Here is a 290-nt window from a genome sequence, read left to right as displayed (position 1 = left end):
GTAGAAAGTGGCAGTATTAGCCCTTCCGCTTTTCGCGCCCAGGTTCGCCGGTTTTCATCTGGCCAATCGACACGCAGAATGCCGCTACGATCGGAAAGCTCGGGGCGTGGCCGCGTCATAAAGATATCGACTGGTTCGCCTCCACGAGGTTTGTCGCCTCGGTAGTCGCAAAGCCAATCCGCCTTCCGCGTCCCCGCCAGGGTCGCATCGAACAGACCGATGAACATGGTCTCATCGGCCATCGGCTTTACGAAAGCAGCCCAAATCTTCCGCCAGCGCAAGATTTGGGC

At 58.3% G+C, this 290-nt stretch carries 1 protein-coding gene; it reads right to left on the bottom strand.

From position 1 onward, the window contains the following. The coding region (locus tag EN852_RS42065; protein WP_210238341.1) for a hypothetical protein at window positions 1-242 on the bottom strand (242 nt) is incomplete at its 3' end. Window positions 243-290: the final 48 nt, after the last annotated feature.

The organism is Mesorhizobium sp. M2E.F.Ca.ET.209.01.1.1, from assembly GCF_004010375.2.
In the GTDB taxonomy this organism is placed as follows: domain Bacteria; phylum Pseudomonadota; class Alphaproteobacteria; order Rhizobiales; family Rhizobiaceae; genus Mesorhizobium.
The sequence above is the reverse complement of the archived record's forward strand: the minus strand, read 5'-3'. Positions and strand labels throughout refer to the sequence as shown.